Source organism: Thaumasiovibrio subtropicus (assembly GCF_019703835.1).
GTDB lineage: Bacteria > Pseudomonadota > Gammaproteobacteria > Enterobacterales > Vibrionaceae > Thaumasiovibrio > Thaumasiovibrio subtropicus.
Genome location: NZ_AP023054.1, coordinates 136802 through 159238, shown reverse-complemented (window position 1 = coordinate 159238; position 22437 = coordinate 136802). Strand labels below are relative to the sequence as shown.

Here is a 22437-nt window from a genome sequence, read left to right as displayed (position 1 = left end):
GCGCGACAGCAAATGATGAGTTCATAAAATTTGATGCTAATATATCACATCCCACTCCCCACTCGACGAAAGCCATGTTGAAGACCCTGACACAACAAGCACAAACCATTCTCTATGATGAAAGCCAACTTCAAGATGATCCTCAACACGTGTTCAACATTGATTACTGGCGTGAGAAAAGCGCTATCATCGGCAGTGCGACAGGCCGAGGCACAACATGGTTCTTACAGGCGAGCAATCAGCAACTGGCATTGCGGCACTACTATCGAGGTGGGTTATTCGGCAAACTCATTAAACAGTACTATCTGTTCACGGGATTAGAAAACACGCGCCCCTTTAAAGAGTTTCGATTGCTTAAACACTTAACAGAAGCCGGCGTTAACGTCCCCACCCCCGTAGCCGCAAAAGTGACTCGTTTTCTAGGGTGCTATCAAGGGGATCTATTGACAGCTCGCGTCCCCAATGCGGCAGACATGATCGATATCCTCAACACCGATCGCGTCACCCAAACACATTGGGAAATGATCGGCAGGGAAATACAAAAAATGCATCGCGCGCAAGTGTGTCATACCGATCTCAACATCAAAAATATCCTGCTCGATGATAAAGAGAACGTTTGGATTATCGACTTTGATAAATGCCAGACGAGGAAAGGGGAAGCGTGGAAAGCAGCCAACTTAGCGCGCCTAAAGCGCTCGTTAGATAAACAGCAACGCAAAGGTGCGATTAGCTATCAAGCGAGTGATTGGCAAGCGTTGCTAGCAGGTTATGACCAAAGTCAGTAAGCGGCTAAAAAACAAAAGCGCCATACGGCGCTTTCGTTTAACTATCACTTTTCGTCTCTCGCTTTAAACTCAAAGCGAGCAATATCATTAGAACCGCATAATAAGCAGAAGTACTGATCCCCATTAACGGCGCTTCTGTGAAACCGATAACCACCATCCCTATAACAGTCAAAACACCTGCGTATGACAGATATCGATTATCCGATTCCTCTTCACGATAATGCCAAAAGAGCTTTAAAGGAACGAGGTATAGAAGGCTGACAATAATCAGTCCTACTACTCCTTTCTTCGCCAAAGAATTGATGACTTCGTTATGCAGTGACTCTTTGCCATTCCTCACTTTATACATTGTAAGTACACCATCATCGACAAGCTGATTGTGAATCTCTTTACGACTTTTAAATCCTGCACCAAATACCGGATTTGACTTGAATGCATGATAGCCACTCAACCACATTTCTAGCCTCAGCTCAGTAGAAGTATGATGCACAGAATCACCAGTCACGTCGGTTTGTACACGTTGCATTAAAGACTCTTCATTACCACTACCGACAAACATGCCTCCAAGCCCAACAACCGTTGGCAGCAACAGTAAAAGCAGCACCGATTTAGGCTCTGTATTTCTAGCTAAGAACATCAACACTAGTGCAATCGGATAACTAATTAAAATAACTTTCGAACCGGAATAAACCGCGACTAGAGACAACAAACATGAAGACACCAATGCCAAAACAGACAGTAAAAAACAGCTGTGCTTTTTAAAGTATAGAAAAGCCACGAGAGCAATATGTAGACTAATAATAGAGAAGTAAGTAATTGCTAAAATATTAACATCTTCTCCAAGAAATGAGGTTTTATACCGCACAGCTCCTAGTATGAAGTAAAGGTAAACTGGATAAATCAAAAAACTAACAAATCCCGCTAAAATCGCGCCCAAAAACAGTATTTTTAGCGATACTTGCTGTTTTCGCAGCCCCCATAGCACCAACGCACCAATCAAGTATCGTGAAGGAGCATCTAGCGCGGTCATACTACCGCCATCCAGTACCACGTTTGGAATGGACAAGATGATGACGGAGACAAAAGTCCAAATAAGTAACCGATAAGGCCCTGCACCACCCTGCCGATCTTTAATATGGCAAAGAGCTGCTACAAGCAACACCAACAACGAGACAATAATACCGTCATGGCCAAGCATTACCGCTGAAGGGAAAAGTAGTGCGACTCCGTTAAGTACTTTCTCAGTACGAGTCATCGAAGCTTCAAATATTGCCACGGATTTATCTCTCTTGTTGTGTCTTTAGCAATGAATAGATAACGCTATTAAGCCTTTCTATCGCGCCTTGATTTTGTTTTACCGTCTCACGAGCCAATGCACCTCGAGAAACAAGATCTTCTTTATCCGCTAGCTGCAGTACAATGGATTCCGCTATCTTATCAGCAGTACCTGCTACCCTGAGCCCATCGACTGTAAATAACTGTTGTGACAAGTCTGCAAAGTTATAAAAACTCGGGCCGGTAACCGAAACCTTACCCAAAAGTGCTGGCTCAATAAAATTATGCCCACCCACTTTTTTTCCGAGCAAACTTCCGCCCATAAAAACAATGTCTGCTGACGCTAACATCAATAACATTTCGCCCATGGTATCGCCGAGATAAATATCAACCGCACTATCAAGCTGATTCTCCAGTTCAGCACTCTCGCGAATGTGAGCGTGTTTCACATGCTCTGTGCGGCGCTGAACAGTAAAGCCTGCATCGGATGAGAGTTCGGCAACAACATTAAAGCGTTCCGGGTGCCTCGGTACCCACACCATTAGCGCATCCGGTAGAGCCTGCTTTATTTGTTGAAAAGACGCCAAAACTGTTTCTTCTTCACCCTCATGGGTACTGGCAACAATCCACACGGGTCGTGTTTTGCCGAAAAAACGCCGTAGTGCTTGGCCTTGCTCTTCAACATTAAGGCTCAGTTGCAGGTCGTACTTAATCGAACCAGACACCTCAACACAACGTTCATCGCAGCCCAAAGCGACAAAACGCATTGCATCATCCTGATGAATCGCCACAATCTTGTCGAAGCACTGCAGTGCTGGACGCATAAGCCATGAAAGTTTGCGGTAATTTCGCAATGACTTCTCAGATAATCGCGCATTAATCAATAAAGCTGGCACACCCGCTTTTTGTACTGCGCATAAGGTGTTTGGCCAAATTTCTGTTTCGAAACTGAGGAACAGTGATGGCTTCACTGCGCGCAGAAACCCCTTAATTGCCCAAGGAAAATCAAATGGCATATAGCGATGTACAACATACGCAAGATCTAGTGCCTCTACTTGCGCTGCACCTGTCGTCGTTGTTGTCGTAATAACGATCTTCTTGTCTGGATAGCGTGCATGCAAAGCCGGCAGCAAGAGCTTAGTTGCCATCACTTCGCCCACCGAGACGGAGTGAATCCAAATCGGAGCTTCAACGCCATCAAGCGGTGGTGTCAAGCCAAAGTGTTCTCGCCAGCGCGAACCTATTGATGGTTTTCCGGGTCGACGCCGATATAAACCAAAAATCAAAATCGGGCTAAGAATGAGCAACACAATGGTGTACAAGAAACGAACGATCACACTATCCTCGCTCGCATCGCTTTGAGTTCTTGGCATGCCTCTAATACTGACTGTGGCGACAGTTCCGTTAAACATTTCAAATGCGACTTCGGACATTCACGCTGAAAGCAAGGACGACATTCAATATCCGTATTAAGAATCTTAACGTCTTTTGTTAAAGGAGGCGTGTACTTAGGGGAACTTGAACCATACACCGCGACAACATTACATCCGACAGCAGCAGCAACATGCATCAGGCCCGAATCATTACTGATAACAGTATCACAAGCTGCAATCAAATCGACCGCTTGATTAAGATCTGTCTCCCCTGCTAAGTTCAAACACTGCAGCTTTGCGTCATCACTCAGTTGCGCCAAGATCGCGTCACCGACAGGCCGATCTTTAGCAGACCCAAAGATCAATACTTGATGCCCTTTTTCAATCAACGCAGCCGCAACAGTCGCATAGTGGTTTTCTGGCCAGCGCTTTGCTGGTCCAAACTCCGCCCCCGGGCATAGGCCTATCAGTGTTTTGTCATCGCTCACCGCAAACTGTTTGCGCGCGTCAGCCTGTTGCTGCGAATCAATGGCCAAGGCAGGATAAGGCAATGTCTCTAACTCACCAAGACAGCCGGTGCCTGTCATCGCTGCCTTTTCATGCGCCAATGCCACATAGCGTTCTAACATAAACTGAAACGACTTTTTATTGGCTCTCACATCATTGAGTAGCCCGTAGCGCATTTCTCCGCGCCAACCGACACGCACAGGGATACGCGCAAAAAAAGGAATCAGGGCTGATTTGGCAGAGTTCGGTAATACATAGGCTTGATCATAGTGCTCGTCACGCATTGAGACACCGAGTTGGTAGCGCGTCTTTAAGTCAAATTGACCATGACCCAACGGCATTTCAATTGCGCGGTGCACCTCCGGCATACGTTCTAAGATAGGTTTACACCATCCTGGTGCCATCACATCGATTTTCGCCTCAGGATGCAGGCGCTTTATTTCAATATACAACCCTTGCGACATCACCATATCGCCGACCCAAGAGGGGCCAATAATCAGAATCTTCATGCTCTGTTCACTCTATTTTTCTAGTTGCCCAGATAACGAAAAATAACGCTCTAGCACTTTGATACACACTAAGTCTTCGAGATCTGGATTTTGATACGGCGCCAAATAGGCGTGCGCATTATCAATGATTTGCTGCGCTTTCTCAGGGTGTGCCAAGTAATAGTTGATCTTCTCCTCAACATCAGAGAAATCATCCTTTACTTCGACGTAGTGCACCCCAGCCTGTAGCGTCCCTTCCATAAACCATGTCTCAAACACCATTTTGGGTGTAAACACCAAGGAATTTGAAGACATTGCCCATTTCAGATTAGACGCCACATCATTTCCTTCAAGTGCAAACAAGAACTTATATTGAAGTTGGTCTTCAACTGACATGAACGGCTGCTGCCATTCTGGATGCGTCTCACTAGGATTGGATTGCCCCGCATCAACCAAAGGATGGCCAAACAAGGTTTCCATAAAACGAATCCGATGGGGCTGAGTCACCGCGCCTCGAAAGACAGCCATTGGTTTTTTTTCCGCAAATGACAACGTGTCCTCAACAAAGCGAAAATGACGACGTTTATCTAATTTGAATATCACCGAACGCTCATTGTCACCCGCAATCGGTCGAGCTTTAAACAGAGTATGACGAGGCTCAATATGGGTTTCATCGCCAAAGTAATAAGCAAAGCGACACTGCTTGGGAAAGTAGTGGAGGTACTCTTTCAAATCGTAAAAATAGGAAGTGAAACCGCGACGGGTATAGTCAGCAATCGCTGTCGTCTCTTCAGGGGCGAGTGTAAATGGCTGTGCTGTTTTTAAATAGTAATCAACGCGGCGCTGAATATAGTCTTGCTGATCAGCAAACTTTTGCTCCAACTTCCGCTGGCGTCGAGTAAACCAACTGTGTGGCAGCAGCGCCAACCCTATGTGCTTAAGATAGTAAAACACCTTCACGAGCAAACTCCTAACGTACGGATTTGGACAAAGTGGAATAAGACAATCGCATCGTCACTGTCATATCCAACGGACTCGCAATGTTGGCGAAAGCGGCAATTTTATCAGTTATCCCTTTGTAACCTCAAGGCAGAGGCAACAATCACCAATCGAAACAGCACAACCCACTCTAATCAATGGGATTCAGGCCCTTAGGGGGAGAGGGACAATGACGGATTCCACAAAGTTCGTGGCGCACAAATTTCTGTCACTGAAATCCCGTCAAATACCATGTATCCTTACCGCAAATTATTTTGATGGACCCCGACTATGAGATCCTTTGTTATCTCTCTTAAAGATAGCCAAGAGCGCCAAGCGCTCATCGAAGAGCGCCTTGCTTGCCTGCCTGACGGCTTTGAATTCCTTTTTGGTGTAGATGCACGTAAAGATCAGCATCCGCTGCTCGAGCGTATTCGTGAAAAGTCCTTTGAATACAAAATGGGACGCCCCGTTGCCATTGGTGAAGTAGGTTGTTATGCCAGCCACTACCTCGCGTGGGAAAAGTGCGTTGAGCTCGACGAGCCAATTTTAATCTTTGAAGATGACTTAAATGTCGATGAACCCGTCTTTCACAACAGCCTAGCGATCATCAAAGAACATATTGATAAATGCGGCTATATTCGCTTAGAGAATGCCGACAATCATGACATGTTCTATCAAGTTCGCACTTACGATGATCAACGTCTAGTCAAATACTTAAAAGTGCCACAGTGCATGACAGGCTATGCTATCTCCCCCGCTTGCGCAAAAGCCTTTATCAAACACAGCCAGCACTTTGATTACCCTGTCGATGTGTTCTTACGCAACACTTGGATCCATAAGCAACCTATATTTGGCATTTGCCAAGCAGGATTATGGGGTGGCAACTTACCGTCGATTATCGGCAACCGTAAACGCAAAGGACGCAAAAATTACGGCGTCGCGACGATGAAAATCGTCAATAAAGTCAAAAACATGACTCTTAACCTAGCCACCAATTTCTATCACCTTTACAAGCTAGGTAAAGATTACAAACCTACCAAACACTGGATAGGTTAATACTCGTCATCTTAGGGTAGCAGTATCATTGCTGACATTGCGGGCAATAGGTTGTTGCCCGTTGCCCCAATTTGACTTCCTCTAACGTCTCACCACAGGCAGGACAAGGCTGTCCTTTCTTGCCATAGACACGCAGCTCCTGAGCGAAATAGCCCGGTTTACCATCCGCTTGCTGAAAATCTTTTAACGTAGTACCGCCCTGTTCAATCGCTTGCGCCAACACTTCCTTAATGCGAGCCACCAGCGCCTTCATCTCCTCACATGAAAGATGTCCTGCCGCCCGCCGCGGATCGATACCCGCCATAAAAAGCGCTTCATTCGCGTAAATATTACCGACACCAACAACATGTTGGTTGGTCATAATAAACACCTTAATCGACACTCGTTTACCTTTTGCGCGTTCAAACAAATAGTCTGCATGAAACGCATCATCGAGAGGCTCTGGTCCAAGGTGGCTCAAAGATTCATGAACTTCACCTTTTTCTTGCCACAGCCACGCCCCAAAACGGCGGGGATCGTTATAGCGCAACAATTTGCCGTTATTTAACACCAAATCGACATGATCATGTTTTTCTTCAGGGGTATTGGCCGGTAAGACACGTAAGCTCCCCGACATGCCTAAATGAACGATGGCATCCCCTTTTGATGTCCGCAGGAGTAAATACTTTGCACGTCGCTCGATGGCTTCTATTCGCTCGCCTTCAATCGCATAAATCTCGTCAGGTATTCGCCAACGCAATTGCGGCTGACGTACAACGAGTTTCTTTACCGTTTGCTGAGCTAGGTGGGGGGTAATTCCGAGGCGGCTCACCTCGACTTCAGGTAATTCAGGCATAAGTAATAGCGTCTAACAACTAAGGGAAGAGGTAATTTTTTTCAACGGAAATGGCAATCCACTCCGCTTGCCAGTTTTGCATCAACCAAAACTGCGGCATTTCATAGACGGTAACGCGGACTGGCTCTTCAATACCATCAAACCAAACTTCAACGGTCTGTGGATGTGTCAGTTGTGGCTTGAGGAGATCGCGCGTCTGCTCATCAATCTGCGTACCTAACAACTGCTGCCATCGACTAACAAGTTCTGAGGCTGCGACAGGAATGGGGTTTTCAACCTGCCACTCACCGCTTTCATTTAAAGCGATCTCTTGTTGAGGAAAAACCATACGATCGATCGTCAGGTTATCTGGGAGCAGGCGTTCGAGCCCAGCAGGCACTTCAATGGCGTCGTTTTGTGCGGACTGCAAACGATCACGCCAAAGCTCTGGCAATTGCACAGCAGCAATAAACAGCAACGCACCAATGATAATCACATTGTTCCAGCCACGGCGAGACAGTCTCATAGTTCCATACCGAAAGTCGAAAAAAGAGATAGGTTATCAAAACGATAACACTAGGTAAGAAATCAGTATAGCGCCGCTAGAAAAGAAAGGAAATTGTATGGCGAGCAGGAAATGTAGATATAAAAAAACCCGGCAGAACCGGGTTTTTTTCAACAAATCAACGGGCAATCAATTACTTGATTTTCGCTTCTTTGTACATAACGTGCTTGCGTACAACTGGATCAAATTTCTTGATCTCAAATTTGCCTGGCATGTTACGCTTGTTTTTGTCGGTGGTGTAGAAGTGACCGGTACCAGCAGATGATACTAGGCGGATCTTCTCACGAATGCCTTTAGCCATTGTTCAAAATCCTCTTAAACGTTCTCACCACGAGCACGCATTTCAGCAAGAACGGCATCGATGCCTTTCTTGTCGATGATACGCATACCCTTAGCGGTTAGACGAAGTTTAACGAAGCGTTTTTCGCTTTCTACCCAGAAACGATGAGTTTGCAGGTTCGGCAGAAAACGACGCTTGGTGGCATTACGTGCGTGTGAACGGTTGTTACCCGTTACAGGACGCTTGCCAGTTACTTGGCATACTCGGGACATTGCTGTCTTCTCCAAATCGTTTCAGCTCGATATCAACCCCTGCTATCTCTGAACTAACACTTGATTAGAACCTAGCTGGGGCTATCAAAGGTCGCGCATTATACTAAGTCAAAAGCAGTTGCTCAAGTCCCGAGCAGATCCTTTCTGCAATTTTTGATCGATTTCTGCTGAAATCACACCCAACCACGCTCAGAAAAGGAAATGATATCGCCGTCTCCGACGACGAAATGGTCTAGTACCCGAATGTCAACCAATGAAAGCGCTTCTACGAGTCGACGGGTAATTCTGCGATCTGCCTGACTTGGCTCTGCGACACCTGACGGGTGATTATGCGCTAAAATGAGCGCGGCTGCATTAAGTTCTAGCGATCTTTTTACCACTTCTCTGGGATAAACACTCGCGGCATCGATAGTCCCTTCAAACATCACCTCCGATGCAACCACACGATGTTGGTTATCAAGAAACAGCACCATAAAGTTTTCACGCGGTTTATCACGCAACATACTGGCAAGATAACGGCGCGTATGTTCAGGGCTGGTCAACGCATCTTCTTTTTCAATCACTTCGCTCAAATAACGTTGCTGCATTTCCAGCATGGCTTGTAAAAGTGCAAATTTTGCAGGGCCCAATCCTTTATGTTCACAAAAGGCTGTTTTATCCGCTTTTAGTAGCGCGCGTAACGAACCAAACTGCTGCAATAGATAGTCCGCGAGTTCAATAGCGTTCATGCCGCTGATCCCGGTGCGCAAAAAAATCGCCAATAATTCGGCATCACTCAAAGCCGTCGCCCCTCTCTCAAGTAGCTTTTCTCTGGGGCGCGACGCGGTTGGCATTAACTTAATACTCATGACGACATCCTTGTTTTTTGCCTCAATATAGCCACCGAACACCGTCAAACTATCTCGATTTGATGACATCAATGCAATTCGCGAGGCGCTAGCTGCATAGTACGCAATTGACAATCTGCATTTTCATCCTTTCTTGAAACCACCCTTAGCCCACGGCCAGGTTTGCCTTATGCTTTAAATCGCCATAGCAGGCTTCATTTAGAAGTTCGTCAAATTCATGTTATCTTGTCGCCAGTTTTGACTTTTCAATGCCTATCAGTCGACGAAGCATCGATAGGTATTCACGCTATTGTGAGGACAACCATGCAGACGCTGGCAGGAAAACGCATTCTTCTCGGGATCAGTGGCGGTATTGCCGCCTATAAGTGTGCAGAGCTAACGCGACGCTTAAGTGAAAGAGGGGCTGAAGTCCGCGTTGTGATGACTAAGGCCGCTCAAACCTTTATTACACCACTGACAATGCAAGCCGTTTCCGGTCACCCTGTCTCTGACGACCTGTTTGACCCTGCAGCAGAAGCCTCCATGGGCCACATTGAACTGGCAAAATGGGCTGATCTCGTCTTACTCGCTCCGGCGACGGCCGATCTTATTGCCCGCTCAGCCGCAGGCATGGGAAATGATTTGCTCACGACGCTGCTCCTTGCGACTGACGCGCCAATCGCTGTCGCGCCAGCTATGAATCAGCAGATGTACCGTCATCCAGCGACACAACGCAACCTCGAGACCTTACGTGGCTTTGGCTATCACATTTGGGGCCCAGCGAGCGGTGAGCAGGCCTGCGGTGATGTCGGTCCTGGCCGAATGCTTGAACCTATGGCCTTAGTCGAAAAGTGCGAAGTCTTCTTCACCGCACCGCAACGCTCGCTGCAAGGCTTCAACATCCTGATTACCGCTGGCCCCACCCAAGAAGCCCTCGACCCTGTGCGCTATATCAGTAATCACAGCTCAGGAAAAATGGGCTTTGCCATGGCCGCTGCCGCAGCAAAAAGCGGCGCCAACGTCACATTAGTCACTGGCCCAGTAAACCTCGCTACGCCAGAGAATGTCACTCGCATTGATGTGTTAAGCGCGCAAGACATGCATGATGCCGTGATGGCAAAAGCCCAACAACAGACCCTTTTTATTGCGTGCGCTGCCGTCGCTGACTATCGCGCGGCAGAAATTCAGCCTCAAAAAATCAAGAAAACAGGCGATAACGATGAAATGGTTTTGAAGCTCGTTAAGAATCCAGACATCGTCGCCGCGGTGGCAAATTTAACCGAGCGTCGTCCCTTCACGGTCGGGTTTGCTGCCGAGACGCAAGACGTTGCCGAATACGCGCAAAGTAAGTTAAAACGTAAGAACCTCGACTTGATTTGTGCAAACGATGTTTCTGTTGCAGGACAAGGCTTTAACAGTGAGCACAATGCCGTGCATCTCTATTGGAAAGGGGGCTATAAAGCCTTACCATTGGCCGAGAAAACGCAACTCGGACAACAGCTGATTGACGATATTGTTGCTTGCTATCAAGCGAATCACGTCTCTTAAGATACCAGCCGCAACACTGTCCCTATCGCAATGCCAGAGAGCAGTAATGAAAAAAATTGATTTAAAAATCCTCGATCCTCGTATCGGTGAGCAATTCCCACTCCCAGCCTACGCAACAGAAGGCTCCGCAGGCCTTGATTTGCGTGCCTGTTTAGACACCGACCTCACCGTTGCGCCGGGTGAAACCCACTTAGTACCAACAGGGCTCGCGATTCATATCGCCGATCCAACCTTAGCCGCAACCATCTTGCCGCGTTCAGGTTTAGGGCATAAGCACGGTATTGTGCTAGGTAATCTGGTTGGCCTTATCGACTCGGATTATCAAGGTCAGCTAATGGTCTCCGTTTGGAACCGTGGCCAAGAGACCTTTACCATTACCCCCGGTGACCGTATCGCGCAATTGGTTTTTGTTCCTGTGGTACAAGCCGAATTTAACCTCGTCAACGATTTTGACGCCTCTGATCGTGGAGAAGGCGGTTTCGGCCATTCAGGTCGACAATAACATATAAGCGCAGGTCGGTATGGCCTGCACCCAGCCCCTCAACGTCATCATCAGTAGTAAAGAAAGGACACGTTACCCATGGCAGGCACCAAGAAAAACAATCGCCGTGAACAAATCCTGCAATGCCTTGCCGGTATGCTGGAATCCAATCAAGGCAGCCAGCGTATTACAACGGCAAAACTGGCCGCAGAAGTCGGCGTGTCAGAAGCGGCGCTCTATCGTCACTTTCCGAGTAAGGCCAAGATGTTTGAAGGTCTGATCGAGTTCATTGAAGAGTCTCTTTTTGAGCGCATCAACCGTATTACTGACGATGAAAAAGATACTTTACGTCGCATCTACCTCATTCTACGTCTGCTTTTAGCCTTTGCAGAGCGTAACCCAGGGCTCACCCGCATCATGACAGGTCATGCCCTTATGTTTGAACAAGATCGCCTACAAGCGCGAATTAATCAGATGTTTGAGCGTATAGAGTTGATGCTCCGCCAAGTGTTACGTGAGCGTCAAATGCGTGAAGGCAAGGGTTTTCCTGTCGATGAGCGCATTCTGGCGGCGCAATTACTAGGACAAGTTGAAGGCAGCTTTAACCGTTTTGTGCGTTCCAGCTTTAAGTATCAGCCAACCGAAGACTTTGAAGCATACTGGGAACTACTCACTGCCCAGATAAAATAACCCTCTTACAAAACGAAAAAAGGCGCCGCAGCGCCTTTTTTTACACCCAACAAACGGGGATTAAATACCGTACTCAGCGCGATAGGCCTTCACCGCATCAAGATGCTCAGCCGCATCGCCTTTCTCTTCAAGATACGTAATCAAATCGCCCAAAGAGACGATAGAGATCACCGCGCAGCCAAAGTCTCGCTCAACTTCTTGAATCGCAGATAGCTCACCCTTACCTTTTTCTTGGCGGTCAATAGCAACCAATACCCCCGCGAGATCCGCACCGTTTGCCTTAATGATTTCCATCGACTCACGAATGGCCGTGCCTGCCGTGATCACATCATCAACCAGCATGATACGGCCTTCAAGTGGACTACCCACAAGATTACCGCCCTCGCCGTGGTCTTTCGCTTCTTTACGGTTAAAACAGTAAGGGGTATCGACATCGTGGTGATCCGCGAGTGCCACCGCCGTCGTGGTCGCAATTGGAATCCCTTTGTATGCTGGACCAAACAATACATCGTAATCAATGCCTGCATCCACTAAAGCTTCCGCATAAAAACGGCCTAAGCGCGCCAAATCGCGGCCCGTGTTAAATAGGCCAGCGTTAAAGAAGTACGGGCTCTTACGGCCTGATTTCAGAGTAAATTCACCAAACTTCAAAACTTCTTTCTCAAGTGCAAATTCAATGAACTGACGCTGATACGCTTTCATGGGTTCTCCTTAAAGGGACAATTAACAACAGGTATTTCTACCAAAACAAACAACACACTCGCCCGCAGGCTCAAAAAAAGCGGCCCTTGAGCCGCTCTTTAAAAATAGTTGAATTATGACGCCTCAGCGCCAATTTCCAAGACTGCTTTTTGCTTCTCGACGATATCTTGGATACCCAGCTTAGCCAGCTCCAGCATCGATAGCAGCTCTTCATGAGAGAAAGGTTCGCCCTCAGCAGTGCCTTGAACTTCGATCATACGACCGTCTTCCATCATCACCACATTCATATCCGTTTCAGCAGCAGAGTCTTCGACATACTCTAGGTCACAAATCGCTTCACCATTGTGGATACCCACAGACACCGCAGCCACCATGCCTTTCATTGGGTTTCGTTTCAATAGCCCTTTGTTTAGCATATAGGTGATAGCATCATGCAGAGCGACACAAGCACCGGTGATAGAAGCGGTACGTGTGCCGCCATCAGCCTGGATCACGTCACAATCGACGGTAATCATCTGCTCGCCCAGCACATCTAAATCAACGGCTGCACGCAAACTGCGCGCAATAAGACGTTGGATTTCCATAGTACGGCCGCCTTGCTTACCGCTCGCGGCTTCGCGACGGTTGCGCGTATGTGTGGCTCGTGGCAGCATGCCATACTCCGCCGTGACCCAGCCCTGACCTTTACCTTTAAGCCAACGCGGTACATTCTCTTCCACACTGGCAGTACAGATAACCTTGGTATCACCAAACTCAACCAAAACAGAGCCTTCTGCATGGGCAGTGAAGTTACGAGTGATAGTAATAGGACGGACTTGCTGTGGCGTTCTTCCGTTTGGACGCATGCTGCTCTACCTTTGAACGTGAGATGTTAACCGGCGATTATACCCACTCTCCCCCGCCAGCGCTAACCGAATTCGCTACCGACCCGCGAAAAACGTCATCTCAGCTTTCTTTCTCATCGTCACGCTGGGTATAATTCAGCCTATTCAATTCTGCCCACACACAAGGCACCTATTCATGATCTACAGTATGACCGCCTATGCCCGTCGCGAAATTAAAGGCGATTGGGGTACCGCAATCTGGGAAATCCGTTCCGTTAACCAGCGTTATTTAGAAACCTATTTCCGACTACCAGAGCAATTTCGCGCTATCGAACCAGTGCTGCGTGAACGCTTTCGTAAGCGTTTGGCGCGCGGTAAGGTCGAGTGTCATCTTCGTTTTGAAGCTAACCCCGCAGCCAACACCGAACTGAAGATCAACGAAACCCTCGCCAAGCAAGTCATTGAAGCAGCGAAATGGGTAAAAGAGACCTCAGGTGAAGGCAACATTGGTCCTTTCCAAGTGTTGCAATGGCCTGGTGTCATGGAAACCCCAGAGCAAGATCTCGACACGATAAATAAAGCACTGCTTGAAGGCTTTGATGAAACCCTCACCGACTTCATTGCCGCGCGTGCGAGTGAAGGTGACAATATGAAGGCACTGATCGAGCAGCGTCTGGCTGGCATTGTAGTCGAAGCAACCAAAGTGCGTGAACAGATGCCAGACGTCATCAAATGGCAACGCGAACGTGTTCAAACACGTTTTGAAGAGGCCAGTGTTGAACTCGACCCAGGCCGCTTTGAACAAGAGATGATCATACTTGCGCAGAAAGTGGATGTGGCAGAAGAGCTTGATCGCCTTGACTCACACGTTAGTGAAACCAAGAAAATCCTTAAGAAAGGTGGCGCTTGTGGCCGCCGTCTCGATTTTATGATGCAAGAGTTTAACCGCGAGTCGAACACGCTAGCCTCTAAGTCAATCAATGCCGATATCACCGCCTCTGCCGTTGAGCTAAAAGTGCTGATTGAACAAATGCGCGAGCAGATCCAAAACATAGAATGATGTTTTCATAGATTTCACCTCGTTCACAATTGCACATAAAAGCCCGTATTTACGGGCTTTTTTATTTTCTGCTGTAGTAGTTTGTTTCCAATAGTTCATGATAAAGTGGTGACACAGATGGTGACACAAGACGATAGATATTCAAAAATCGCCATCAAGAATGGCCCTGTGTCACCACCTACGGAATAACATCATGAATAATAAACAATTAGATGCGTTGATTAAGGCAAAGAAAGACATACGAGTTACAGTCGATACAGGCTTAACCTTCCGTATTGCAAGAGGAAGGCCTTCATGGGTGGTGAGATACACTCTGTTTGGCAAGCGAGCGCAAATAGCTCTGCCTCATCCCTACCCTAAGTGCTCCATTGCTGATGCTAAACGTCTCACTCTCGACATTTTGGCAAAGGTGAAAGATGGGATAGACCCAAAAGCCGAAAGAGTAAAAAATCAGCATCAAATTGCCATCAATAACGTCAATGAGCTGTTTGAAGATTGGTTTGAACATGACATTCTAAAGCGACTGAAGCATCCGGAAATACCCAAACGTATCTACACACGAGAGATAAAGCCCATCCTTGGTCTATTTGCGGTAACTGATGTTACCCCAACAGATATACGTAGCCTTATCGCTAGGGTTAGCGAGTCTGGACGCCCATCTACGACCAACCAGACACTGATGTATGCAAAGCAGATGTTTCACCATGCTGTGAAGCTAAACCTTATTGTCTTTAATCCTGCTCAACCTTTCACACAAAGTGATGCTGGTGGCGTTCAGGACTCACGCGACCGCTTCCTTACTGAAAACGATATCCACAAAACCTTTGCCACATTCAGGCAGCACAAAGACATTTTCACTCGGGAAAACTACCTAGCTTGTTGCCTGCTACTTTGCCTTGGTCCACGCAAAACTGAGCTAACCTCTGCTGAATGGAAAGACTTTGACCTTGAAAAAGGTCTTTGGCATATGCCAGCAGAAAACAAAACCAGTACTGCTATCACTATTCCGTTACCAGAGCTCGCACTCACATGGCTTGAAGAGCTAAGGATTCGAGCATGCGGTTCGGATTACGTTTTTCCTGCCAGAAGGGCCAGCAAGCGTAGAGGATATATCTCTGATGACACATTGAACCATGCTCTAGCTAAGTTATTTGGTAAAAAGGTAGATGGTAACAAACAGCCCTATCCTAACTATCTCGGCATGGCTGGTGTAGAACACTTCACTGTTCACGATTTACGGCGTACATTCCGTACCCATCTATCGATCCTTGGAATTCCGGGGGATATTGCAGAACGTTGCCTAAACCACAAGCTAAAGAAAAATCATAGTAGTACTGAGGGTATCTATGACCGCCACGACTTCCTTGCTGAGCGACGTGATGCATTGAATAAGCTAGCAGAAAAACTTGCCACCTATTTAGTCTAAAACCCATATGAACGAAAATTATTTCAATAAGCACGCTGTACTGACAGAGAAGCTGATTAGCACTCCGTGCCTTAAAGCCTTTGAGCAAATTAAGAACTGGTTCTCAGAGCGTGACTATAGCTTCATTTCTCAGATAGACACCACAAGCTTCATTCACGAGCTCGAGATTAGACTGCACATCTTACAAACACTTACTTTCGGCCAGCTTTACGTTAGTCCACCAGATGGCAGAGAAATGCTGACTTGGAAACACTCATGCAGAACTGGCAACGCAAAGCTAACAAGTCTTTCCAGCGATGAAACTAAGCCGCAAGGTTCTTATGTCTCCGTAGAAAAAGCTGCTAACCTCACGATGCGATATAAATTGGCGGAGTGTTTTAGAAATCAGCTAATCGATACCCCTGACACGGCGTCGCTCAATGAAATAAAAGCCTGCACCGCGGAAAACCAAATCATCCTCAATAGGCATGAGAACCTTTGTCCAGTCGAACTTAATGGTAAGCAGCTACTCCTGTCCGTAGACCTCTCTACTTCAAACAATACGATCCTAGATGAGATAGCTATTCTACTGCCAAAAATCAGGAAAATAACAGGTATTCCAGAGCCAGACGGAGCAAAAAAAGCTCGTAATAACAAGTCACTATCAACGTTCACTGATAAGTATGCACTCCAATACTTAGACTTACTCATTTACCGCATTCAACCTGAAATGACCGCCACTGAAATCCAAGCTTATAAAGAAGGCTGTTCCCCATTTTTACAGCCAGACTCTAGGCACCTTTGGGAGTTAACAGATCCACAAATTGCAGAAGTCATTGCACCATTAGACTTGGATGGGGAGACAATCAAAAAGTGGCGCAAAAAAACCTACGAGAAGAAGTTATTGAACAGCGAATACATGGAGGCCCTACTTCGTAACGCTCGAAAAGAGTTGCTCGTATAGCATATACCCTCACTTGTCAGGGGCGAATTTATTTTATTTTTTGCCCCCGACAAACTCATCACCGTAGCGCATCATGACCTCAAGTAAACAGAAACAAAGAGAGTCATGTGATGACAAACACAAACCTCATACAACAAGATCGATTTATCAAAGAGCATGAGCGGGCTCAAATAACCTCAGTATCCCGTACTCAAGCGTGGAAGTTAGAAAAAAGAGGATTATTTCCAAAACGTACTAGATTGAGAGGCAGCAGAAGCGTGGTCTGGAAATTATCAGAGATTATGAAGTGGGTCGACGCCCAAAGTGAGGCCCAAGATTATGTATAAGCCCCCCTATGACTACAGCCGAGAGATGACCAAAGGTGGCGAAAACCACATCATTTCAAAAAAAGCGCTAGCGACACTACTAGGTCGCAGCTTATCGACAATATCGCGAATGATTGAGGATGGTCGCCTCCCCCAACCCATGCGCACCCCAAAAGGTAATGTTGGCGGGTGGCTAATGCCGACAATAGTGAATTGGTTAAATCAACAGTCTAACAACTAATCTCAATACCGAAGGGAGCTAGCAGTTCCCTATTTTTTGAAATTAAATGACGCCTTTTGGCGTAGTTTGCAGGTAAGGAGCATCTTTGTGATAGTCGGAATTCTTGGCACCAAGCTCTTTCCTCCATTGGCTGAAAAGCAAAATAGCCAATTAAAATTGCAGGTGATATATAGTGTATGTGCCAGATTATACTGCACCCCTCAAAAAAATATTTGGCGTACTTCCAATACGATAGTAGTCACCAACTTATCTTCTATAGATCTAGTGGGGTTATTAAAGAGATCTTGGCTCGATCATATGAGCAGCTTGATATCATGCGCAGCTACTATAGCAAGGTCACTGTCATCTTACTCCAGTTACACCAAGCCACATACACGCCAAGTAGTAGGCAGTTGACAAATATGTTATCTAAGTTGAAAGCCAAGCTTCAAAGCCACTATGGCACCAAAGTTGGTTATTTTTGGGTTCGTGAACAAGATAAAGCCGACTCTCAGCATTACCACGTAGCGATAATGCTTAATGGGCACAAGTGTCAACGCAGCAAGCTGGTAGATATTATCACTCAAACTTATTGGGAAAACCTCCATCCTGACAACTTTAGCTTTCGAGTTAGAAACCGTATCTATCATGTGCGCAATGACGATGATGGTAGAGAACTAAGAGCTATTCGTATGCGCTTGAGCTATATGGCAAAGCGTGAGGGTAAAGAACGCTTTCCTTCTTACACTAAAGCATACGGATGCAGCCGGTTAAGAGCAAAACACTCACATTAGTGAGTCTCAACGTGCAGCAATAAAACACTCTCTCACTCCTTAATTTCAATCATTACATGAATATAAGGAGCTGTTTTATGAGCAACAAACAAACTAAGAATGACCTGCCCCAAAAACTAAAGGGATACCTTGATATCGTTGGGGTTGTGGATAAACGGTACAATGAGGGGCGAGAGCCGACGAAGAATGACTTTTTTGCAGCCAAAGGAATGATTTCAGTCGGGATAGGGGATGGGAATGAGCGTCTCCAGTTTGCCCTCAAATCTTAAGTAACTTAATAACCACTGGGACAAGCATTGTTAAGAATACTGGAACTACCATATTCGTAAAGTGTTTGTCCCTCTATCAGCTTTTGTATCCAACCCCAGCACTACTTGTTCCAATGTCGTTTGACTGTAGCAATTCCAATGTCCAATTGCTTCGCTGTTGCTTTTTGTGAAAGACCACTAGCTTTACAGGCTTGCACACTGACGGTTGTCCCTTTAGCTGCTGGTCGCCCTAACTTCTTCCCCTCTGCCTTCGCACGGTTTAACCCATCTTGCGTGCGCTCGCGAATTCGGTTGCGCTCGAATTCTGCAAATGCTGAAAACATTTGAAGCATTAACTTGCCTTCTGAACTTGCTAGATCAGGAACAGGAAGGTCTAGCGACACTACATTAACGCCTTTATCGGAAAGAGCACTAACCGTCTGTTGAACATCAATGTTATCACGACCAAGGCGGTCTAGTTTTAGTACTACCAATACATCATTCTCCTCAAGTTTGTGTTCCACCAGCGTTTTGAATGCTGGTCGCTTCATTGCCGGCACACCACCAGAAATCGTCTCAGAAATAACCCGATTGTCAGCAACTTCATAACCTGCATTGCGAATAGCTAAAATTTGATTTTCTGTGGTTTGCTCGATAGTTGAAACACGGCAATAGGCAAATATACGGCCTGTCATTATCTATGTATCTCAAGTTGGTATCAAAAAGGTGGTATCATTTTATGGTCGGTATCATTTACTTGCAAGGCTATTTTTATGATACCCATTTTCGAGCAAATAGAGTGGCATCATTAAAGGGATGTTTTTTGATACCTCCAAACTCTAACTTTTGAGAAGATTTATACACTGATGCACAAATTTAAGCTTTCTTCTGGACAGGAGTAAAACAATATGCAACAACATCACTTGTATCAAAAAAAAGAAAGTTAGTCCTAGCCAATGTATGGATCGTGGTTAATACTGGACTTGTAACTGATCTACAAACCTTCGAATACTAAATGGACTTGTATGCTTAAGCATAACTCACATTGAAAGTGATCAAAAAATGAGTAGAATGTGCGCGGCATAGGAGAGGGTATAGTGATGATTTATAAATTTGACTCAAAAAGAAGCACAAGTGTAAAGGCATGCGAAAGCGCCCCAAAATATAATGCTTCTACTAAAACTAACAATGTATCTTGCTTACAAGGCTACGTAGCCAAGCGAAACGATGATGAGGCTATGAAGGCCATATTAGCTCGTGCTAACAAGCAAACTTGGTAGCAAATCACACTCAAATACTCAACCTGATGTATAATATGCTCTTGCTGATTAGTTCAAGGAAGAGCATATGTCCCCATCCACACAAAGAAAACACCCCGCTCAGACACCTTCATCTAAACGAAATTCAAGTTCCTCAGATGATCCAATCGGTCTGATTTCAAAACGTCAATCGAAAGATATTGTCATTGGTTTATGTGGAGCAATTGGTTCAGGAGTTAAATCTCTGAGATGTACACTTGAGAAATCTCTTACTGAACATGGTTACACAACTCACCACATCCTAGTTAGTGATCTTATTCAAGAAATCACAAATGAAAAAGCACCTAAAGACTCATTTAAAAGATATGATTTTTTCCAAGATCTTGGAGATGCACTTCGCTCCAGTTCTGGATATCGAGCAAGCATACTTGCGGAAGCAGCCATCAAAGAAATTGCTAAAATTCGTCACAATGAGAAGCCTAAAACTCAACCAATAGATGATTTAGACAACCCTCGTGCAGCATTCATTATCGATCAACTCAAAAACCCTCAGGAAATCAAGCTATTAAGATTGGTATATCAAAATAACTTCTATCTTGTTGGCTCACTAAGAGAGCTATCTGAAAGAAAACGAAACCTACGTGATGAAGGTATAAAACCAGAGCAAATTGACAGGCTTATCCACAAAGATAAGGCCTCCAATGAAAAAACAGGCCAGCAAACAGCTAAAACAATCCTTGATGCTGATTACTTCATAAAAAATAACCATAGCCATCTTGCCGAACTAAAGAACAAGCTAAACAGGTTTATAGGCTTAATTCATGGCCAAATAGGGATAAGTCCTAGTATTGATGAGAAGGGGATGTATGCGGCATTCAGTGCTTCGTTGCAGTCGAGTTGTCTATCTAGGCAAGTTGGGGCTGCAATTCTAAGTGACAAGGGCAGCATACTTGCTACGGGAAGAAATGATGTTCCCAAAGCTGGAGGTGGATTATATCTTTTTGAAGATAAAGACAAAGACTACCGCTGTGTGCACAAAGGTGGTAAATGCTACAACGATTACCACAAACAAAAAATATCGAATAAAATCACTTCTATTCTAGAAGACAGAATCAGTAAGAGAATTGAATCATTAACAAACTCTGACTCTTATATATCTCAATTAACCAGCTCTTCAAACATAGAAGAAAGCTCAATAAAAACAATACTTAACTCACTAAAATCAGAAGCTTTCATGTCTGAGCAATGGCTTAGCGACACTGTATCTGAATTCAGTAAAAGTAGCTCATTGGGGTCACTTATCGAATTCTCTAGGGCAATCCATGCGGAAATGGATGCTATTACGTCTTTAGCTAGACTAACAAGCGAATCAACTGTGGGTAGAACGATGTACACAACTACCTACCCTTGCCATAATTGCGCTAGACATATCGTTGCTGCCGGCCTAAATAAAGTCATTTATATTGAACCTTACGATAAGAGCCTTGCCCTCGACTTACATGATGATGCAATAGCTGAAAGTGTCAATGGAAGCGAGCCAAATAAAGTTATTTTTCAGATGTTTGAAGGAGTATCACCGCGCAGATATCAAAAGTTTTTCTTTAGTAAAAATGATAGAAAAGATGAGCAAGGAGGAGCCTATCAATATGAGCCTCAAAACAGTCTACAAATCGATCTTCAACTTCTAGAAAGTTATAGAGATTATGAAGATAGGGTTGTAAGGGAGTACCAAGCTACTATTGATAATAATACTTACACCAACCTTAATTTGTCAGTCAGCAAGTGATGACAAAAATAAATTGTTCACAGTGCCATCATTCATGAAAGCCCGTGGTTATTGGATCCTTGGTCTGTACTCGACAAACAGATCCAGAATATTGAATAACCGGATTATCTTGTCGGTGAGCTAAGGGGAGGCGAAATGCCTTCCCTTTTTAGTTTGCGCACTTCTCCACTCGTGCGTTAAAGCGACTGAGCAAATTCGGGTGGGCGTACTGAATCTCATGGGTGAAATAGACCCCCAAAGGACGGACTGACGCGACTTGCGTTGCGACCTTATCTGCGACTTGCCACTCATCCAGTATCTGCTCAACCACCAAGTTGTTCGCGAGAATCACCTCCACCCTGCCACGCAGTAGCTGCTTGATAAGATGTTCGGTGTCGACCGGGTTACTCTGTATTTGGTAACCTTCAGATTCTAACCATGCCTGCATGTTGGAACCTTGAAACACCCCAATTGCTTGTGCCTTGAATGCAACACTGTCCGGCTGCTGTGGATTATTTTCCAACCAGTACCACTGCCATTTTTGCTCCGCAATAGGTGATGAGAATGTCGCAAACTCATCCCTTTCCTCATTGCGTGAGCTGACAAAGAAACCGTCCACCGCACCGAGTTTGGCGGCATGCTGGGCACGGGTCCATGGCATCACCTGAATCTCTAATTTCTGTGGTAACCCAGCAAAGATGCAACGAATTCTATCTACCGCGATGCCACGGAAGTATTCATCGGCAACTAAACCCTCTTTCCCCTCATCGTAAGCGGCATAGGGTGGAAAGTGGTGAGAGGCCAATACAATCATTTCCGCTTGCAGTTGCCACGACATCGCAGCCAAACCACACACCCACCCAAGTCGCCTCATCGCATCTCTCCATAAAAAACACATTGCATAGTGCATATTGTTTCAGTCTATACGCAATTTAAACCGAGAGGCTGG

Annotated in this window: 26 protein-coding genes; 13 read left to right on the top strand and 13 right to left on the bottom strand. The window is 45.7% G+C overall.

Annotated features, from left to right (window positions below; translation table 11 throughout):
* Positions 1-74 precede the first annotated feature (74 nt).
* The gene (locus TSUB_RS00770) at positions 75-785 is read left to right on the top strand and encodes a 3-deoxy-D-manno-octulosonic acid kinase (protein ID WP_192867860.1); all 711 of its coding nucleotides are present in this window, start codon (positions 75-77) and stop codon (positions 783-785) included.
* A 37-nt stretch (positions 786-822) separates the two neighbouring features.
* On the opposite strand, the gene TSUB_RS00765 is transcribed toward TSUB_RS00770, so the two are convergent.
* Genes TSUB_RS00765 through TSUB_RS00750 form a run of 4 tightly spaced genes read right to left on the bottom strand, consistent with a single transcriptional unit; the run spans position 823 to position 5388 of the window.
* Positions 823-2061, bottom strand: a complete 1239-nt coding sequence (locus TSUB_RS00765) for an O-antigen ligase family protein (protein ID WP_159064967.1) — start codon at positions 2059-2061, stop codon at positions 823-825.
* 4 nt (positions 2062-2065) lie between these two features.
* Positions 2066-3433, bottom strand: a complete 1368-nt coding sequence (waaA, locus tag TSUB_RS00760; protein ID WP_246616383.1) for a lipid IV(A) 3-deoxy-D-manno-octulosonic acid transferase — start codon at positions 3431-3433, stop codon at positions 2066-2068.
* A complete protein-coding gene (waaF, locus tag TSUB_RS00755) occupies positions 3394-4449 on the bottom strand; it encodes a lipopolysaccharide heptosyltransferase II (protein WP_087023403.1) in 1056 nt (351 codons plus the stop codon). Before waaF ends, waaA begins: the two co-directional genes overlap by 40 nt.
* A gap of 12 nt (positions 4450-4461) precedes the next feature.
* Positions 4462-5388 (bottom strand): glycosyl transferase family 90, encoded by a 927-nt coding sequence (locus TSUB_RS00750; protein WP_087023401.1) that lies wholly within the window; start codon positions 5386-5388, stop codon positions 4462-4464.
* Positions 5389-5697: 309 nt separating this feature from the next.
* On the opposite strand from TSUB_RS00750, the gene TSUB_RS00745 reads away from it, so the two are divergent.
* Positions 5698-6465, top strand: a complete 768-nt coding sequence (locus tag TSUB_RS00745; protein ID WP_087023399.1) for a glycosyltransferase family 25 protein — start codon at positions 5698-5700, stop codon at positions 6463-6465.
* 25 nt (positions 6466-6490) lie between these two features.
* On the opposite strand, the gene mutM is transcribed toward TSUB_RS00745, so the two are convergent.
* From mutM to radC, 5 genes are all read right to left on the bottom strand, one after another.
* The gene (gene mutM, locus TSUB_RS00740; protein WP_087023397.1) at positions 6491-7300 is read right to left on the bottom strand and encodes a bifunctional DNA-formamidopyrimidine glycosylase/DNA-(apurinic or apyrimidinic site) lyase; all 810 of its coding nucleotides are present in this window, start codon (positions 7298-7300) and stop codon (positions 6491-6493) included.
* Positions 7301-7319: 19 nt separating this feature from the next.
* Complete coding sequence (locus tag TSUB_RS00735) at positions 7320-7805, bottom strand: hypothetical protein (protein ID WP_087023395.1); 486 nt, start codon at positions 7803-7805, stop codon at positions 7320-7322.
* 172 nt (positions 7806-7977) lie between these two features.
* Positions 7978-8145 (bottom strand): 50S ribosomal protein L33, encoded by a 168-nt coding sequence (gene rpmG / locus TSUB_RS00730; protein ID WP_004405486.1) that lies wholly within the window; start codon positions 8143-8145, stop codon positions 7978-7980.
* Positions 8146-8159: 14 nt separating this feature from the next.
* Positions 8160-8396, bottom strand: a complete 237-nt coding sequence (gene rpmB, locus TSUB_RS00725) for a 50S ribosomal protein L28 (protein WP_087023393.1) — start codon at positions 8394-8396, stop codon at positions 8160-8162.
* Positions 8397-8569: 173 nt separating this feature from the next.
* Entirely contained in the window at positions 8570-9244 is a 675-nt protein-coding gene (radC, locus tag TSUB_RS00720; protein WP_087023497.1) for a RadC family protein, read from the bottom strand.
* Positions 9245-9547: 303 nt separating this feature from the next.
* Here radC and coaBC point away from each other — a divergent pair, with 303 nt between their 5' ends.
* The 3 genes from coaBC (at position 9548) to slmA (ending at position 11942) form a co-directional block, all read left to right on the top strand.
* Positions 9548-10771, top strand: a complete 1224-nt coding sequence (coaBC, locus tag TSUB_RS00715; protein WP_087023391.1) for a bifunctional phosphopantothenoylcysteine decarboxylase/phosphopantothenate--cysteine ligase CoaBC — start codon at positions 9548-9550, stop codon at positions 10769-10771.
* 46 nt (positions 10772-10817) lie between these two features.
* Entirely contained in the window at positions 10818-11273 is a 456-nt protein-coding gene (gene dut, locus TSUB_RS00710; protein WP_087023389.1) for a dUTP diphosphatase, read from the top strand.
* 78 nt (positions 11274-11351) lie between these two features.
* The gene (slmA, locus tag TSUB_RS00705; protein WP_087023387.1) at positions 11352-11942 is read left to right on the top strand and encodes a nucleoid occlusion factor SlmA; all 591 of its coding nucleotides are present in this window, start codon (positions 11352-11354) and stop codon (positions 11940-11942) included.
* Positions 11943-12002: 60 nt separating this feature from the next.
* Here the strand turns inward: slmA and pyrE are convergent, their stop codons facing one another.
* Both pyrE and rph read right to left on the bottom strand, forming a co-directional pair.
* Positions 12003-12644: an orotate phosphoribosyltransferase gene (gene pyrE, locus TSUB_RS00700; RefSeq protein WP_087023385.1), complete on the bottom strand. Its 642-nt coding sequence runs from the start codon at positions 12642-12644 to the stop codon at positions 12003-12005.
* A 113-nt stretch (positions 12645-12757) separates the two neighbouring features.
* Positions 12758-13489: a ribonuclease PH gene (gene rph, locus TSUB_RS00695; protein ID WP_087023383.1), complete on the bottom strand. Its 732-nt coding sequence runs from the start codon at positions 13487-13489 to the stop codon at positions 12758-12760.
* Between the two features lie 175 nt (positions 13490-13664).
* Between rph and TSUB_RS00690 the strand changes: the two genes are divergently transcribed.
* The 7 genes from TSUB_RS00690 to TSUB_RS00660 all read left to right on the top strand — a co-directional run bounded on the left by TSUB_RS00690 (position 13665) and on the right by TSUB_RS00660 (position 18485).
* Positions 13665-14528, top strand: a complete 864-nt coding sequence (locus tag TSUB_RS00690) for a YicC/YloC family endoribonuclease (RefSeq protein WP_087023381.1) — start codon at positions 13665-13667, stop codon at positions 14526-14528.
* A 193-nt stretch (positions 14529-14721) separates the two neighbouring features.
* Complete coding sequence (locus TSUB_RS00685; RefSeq protein ID WP_087023379.1) at positions 14722-15954, top strand: tyrosine-type recombinase/integrase; 1233 nt, start codon at positions 14722-14724, stop codon at positions 15952-15954.
* A gap of 7 nt (positions 15955-15961) precedes the next feature.
* Positions 15962-16897 (top strand): DUF6387 family protein, encoded by a 936-nt coding sequence (locus TSUB_RS00680; RefSeq protein WP_087023377.1) that lies wholly within the window; start codon positions 15962-15964, stop codon positions 16895-16897.
* Positions 16898-17007: 110 nt separating this feature from the next.
* Positions 17008-17223 (top strand): helix-turn-helix transcriptional regulator, encoded by a 216-nt coding sequence (locus TSUB_RS00675; RefSeq protein ID WP_087023375.1) that lies wholly within the window; start codon positions 17008-17010, stop codon positions 17221-17223.
* Positions 17216-17443, top strand: a complete 228-nt coding sequence (locus TSUB_RS00670; protein WP_246616382.1) for a helix-turn-helix transcriptional regulator — start codon at positions 17216-17218, stop codon at positions 17441-17443. The genes TSUB_RS00675 and TSUB_RS00670 overlap by 8 nt, the downstream gene beginning before the upstream one ends.
* Before the next feature lie 176 nt (positions 17444-17619).
* The gene (locus TSUB_RS00665) at positions 17620-18216 is read left to right on the top strand and encodes a YagK/YfjJ domain-containing protein (RefSeq protein WP_087023372.1); all 597 of its coding nucleotides are present in this window, start codon (positions 17620-17622) and stop codon (positions 18214-18216) included.
* 77 nt (positions 18217-18293) lie between these two features.
* The gene (locus tag TSUB_RS00660; protein ID WP_087023370.1) at positions 18294-18485 is read left to right on the top strand and encodes a hypothetical protein; all 192 of its coding nucleotides are present in this window, start codon (positions 18294-18296) and stop codon (positions 18483-18485) included.
* Between the two features lie 101 nt (positions 18486-18586).
* On the opposite strand, the gene TSUB_RS00655 is transcribed toward TSUB_RS00660, so the two are convergent.
* Positions 18587-19159, bottom strand: a complete 573-nt coding sequence (locus TSUB_RS00655) for a recombinase family protein (RefSeq protein WP_087023368.1) — start codon at positions 19157-19159, stop codon at positions 18587-18589.
* 652 nt (positions 19160-19811) lie between these two features.
* Here TSUB_RS00655 and TSUB_RS00650 point away from each other — a divergent pair.
* A complete protein-coding gene (locus tag TSUB_RS00650) occupies positions 19812-21509 on the top strand; it encodes an anti-phage dCTP deaminase (RefSeq protein WP_221274550.1) in 1698 nt (565 codons plus the stop codon).
* Between the two features lie 148 nt (positions 21510-21657).
* On the opposite strand, the gene TSUB_RS00645 is transcribed toward TSUB_RS00650, so the two are convergent.
* The gene (locus TSUB_RS00645; RefSeq protein WP_159064964.1) at positions 21658-22362 is read right to left on the bottom strand and encodes a substrate-binding periplasmic protein; all 705 of its coding nucleotides are present in this window, start codon (positions 22360-22362) and stop codon (positions 21658-21660) included.
* Between the last annotated feature and the right edge of the window lie 75 nt (positions 22363-22437).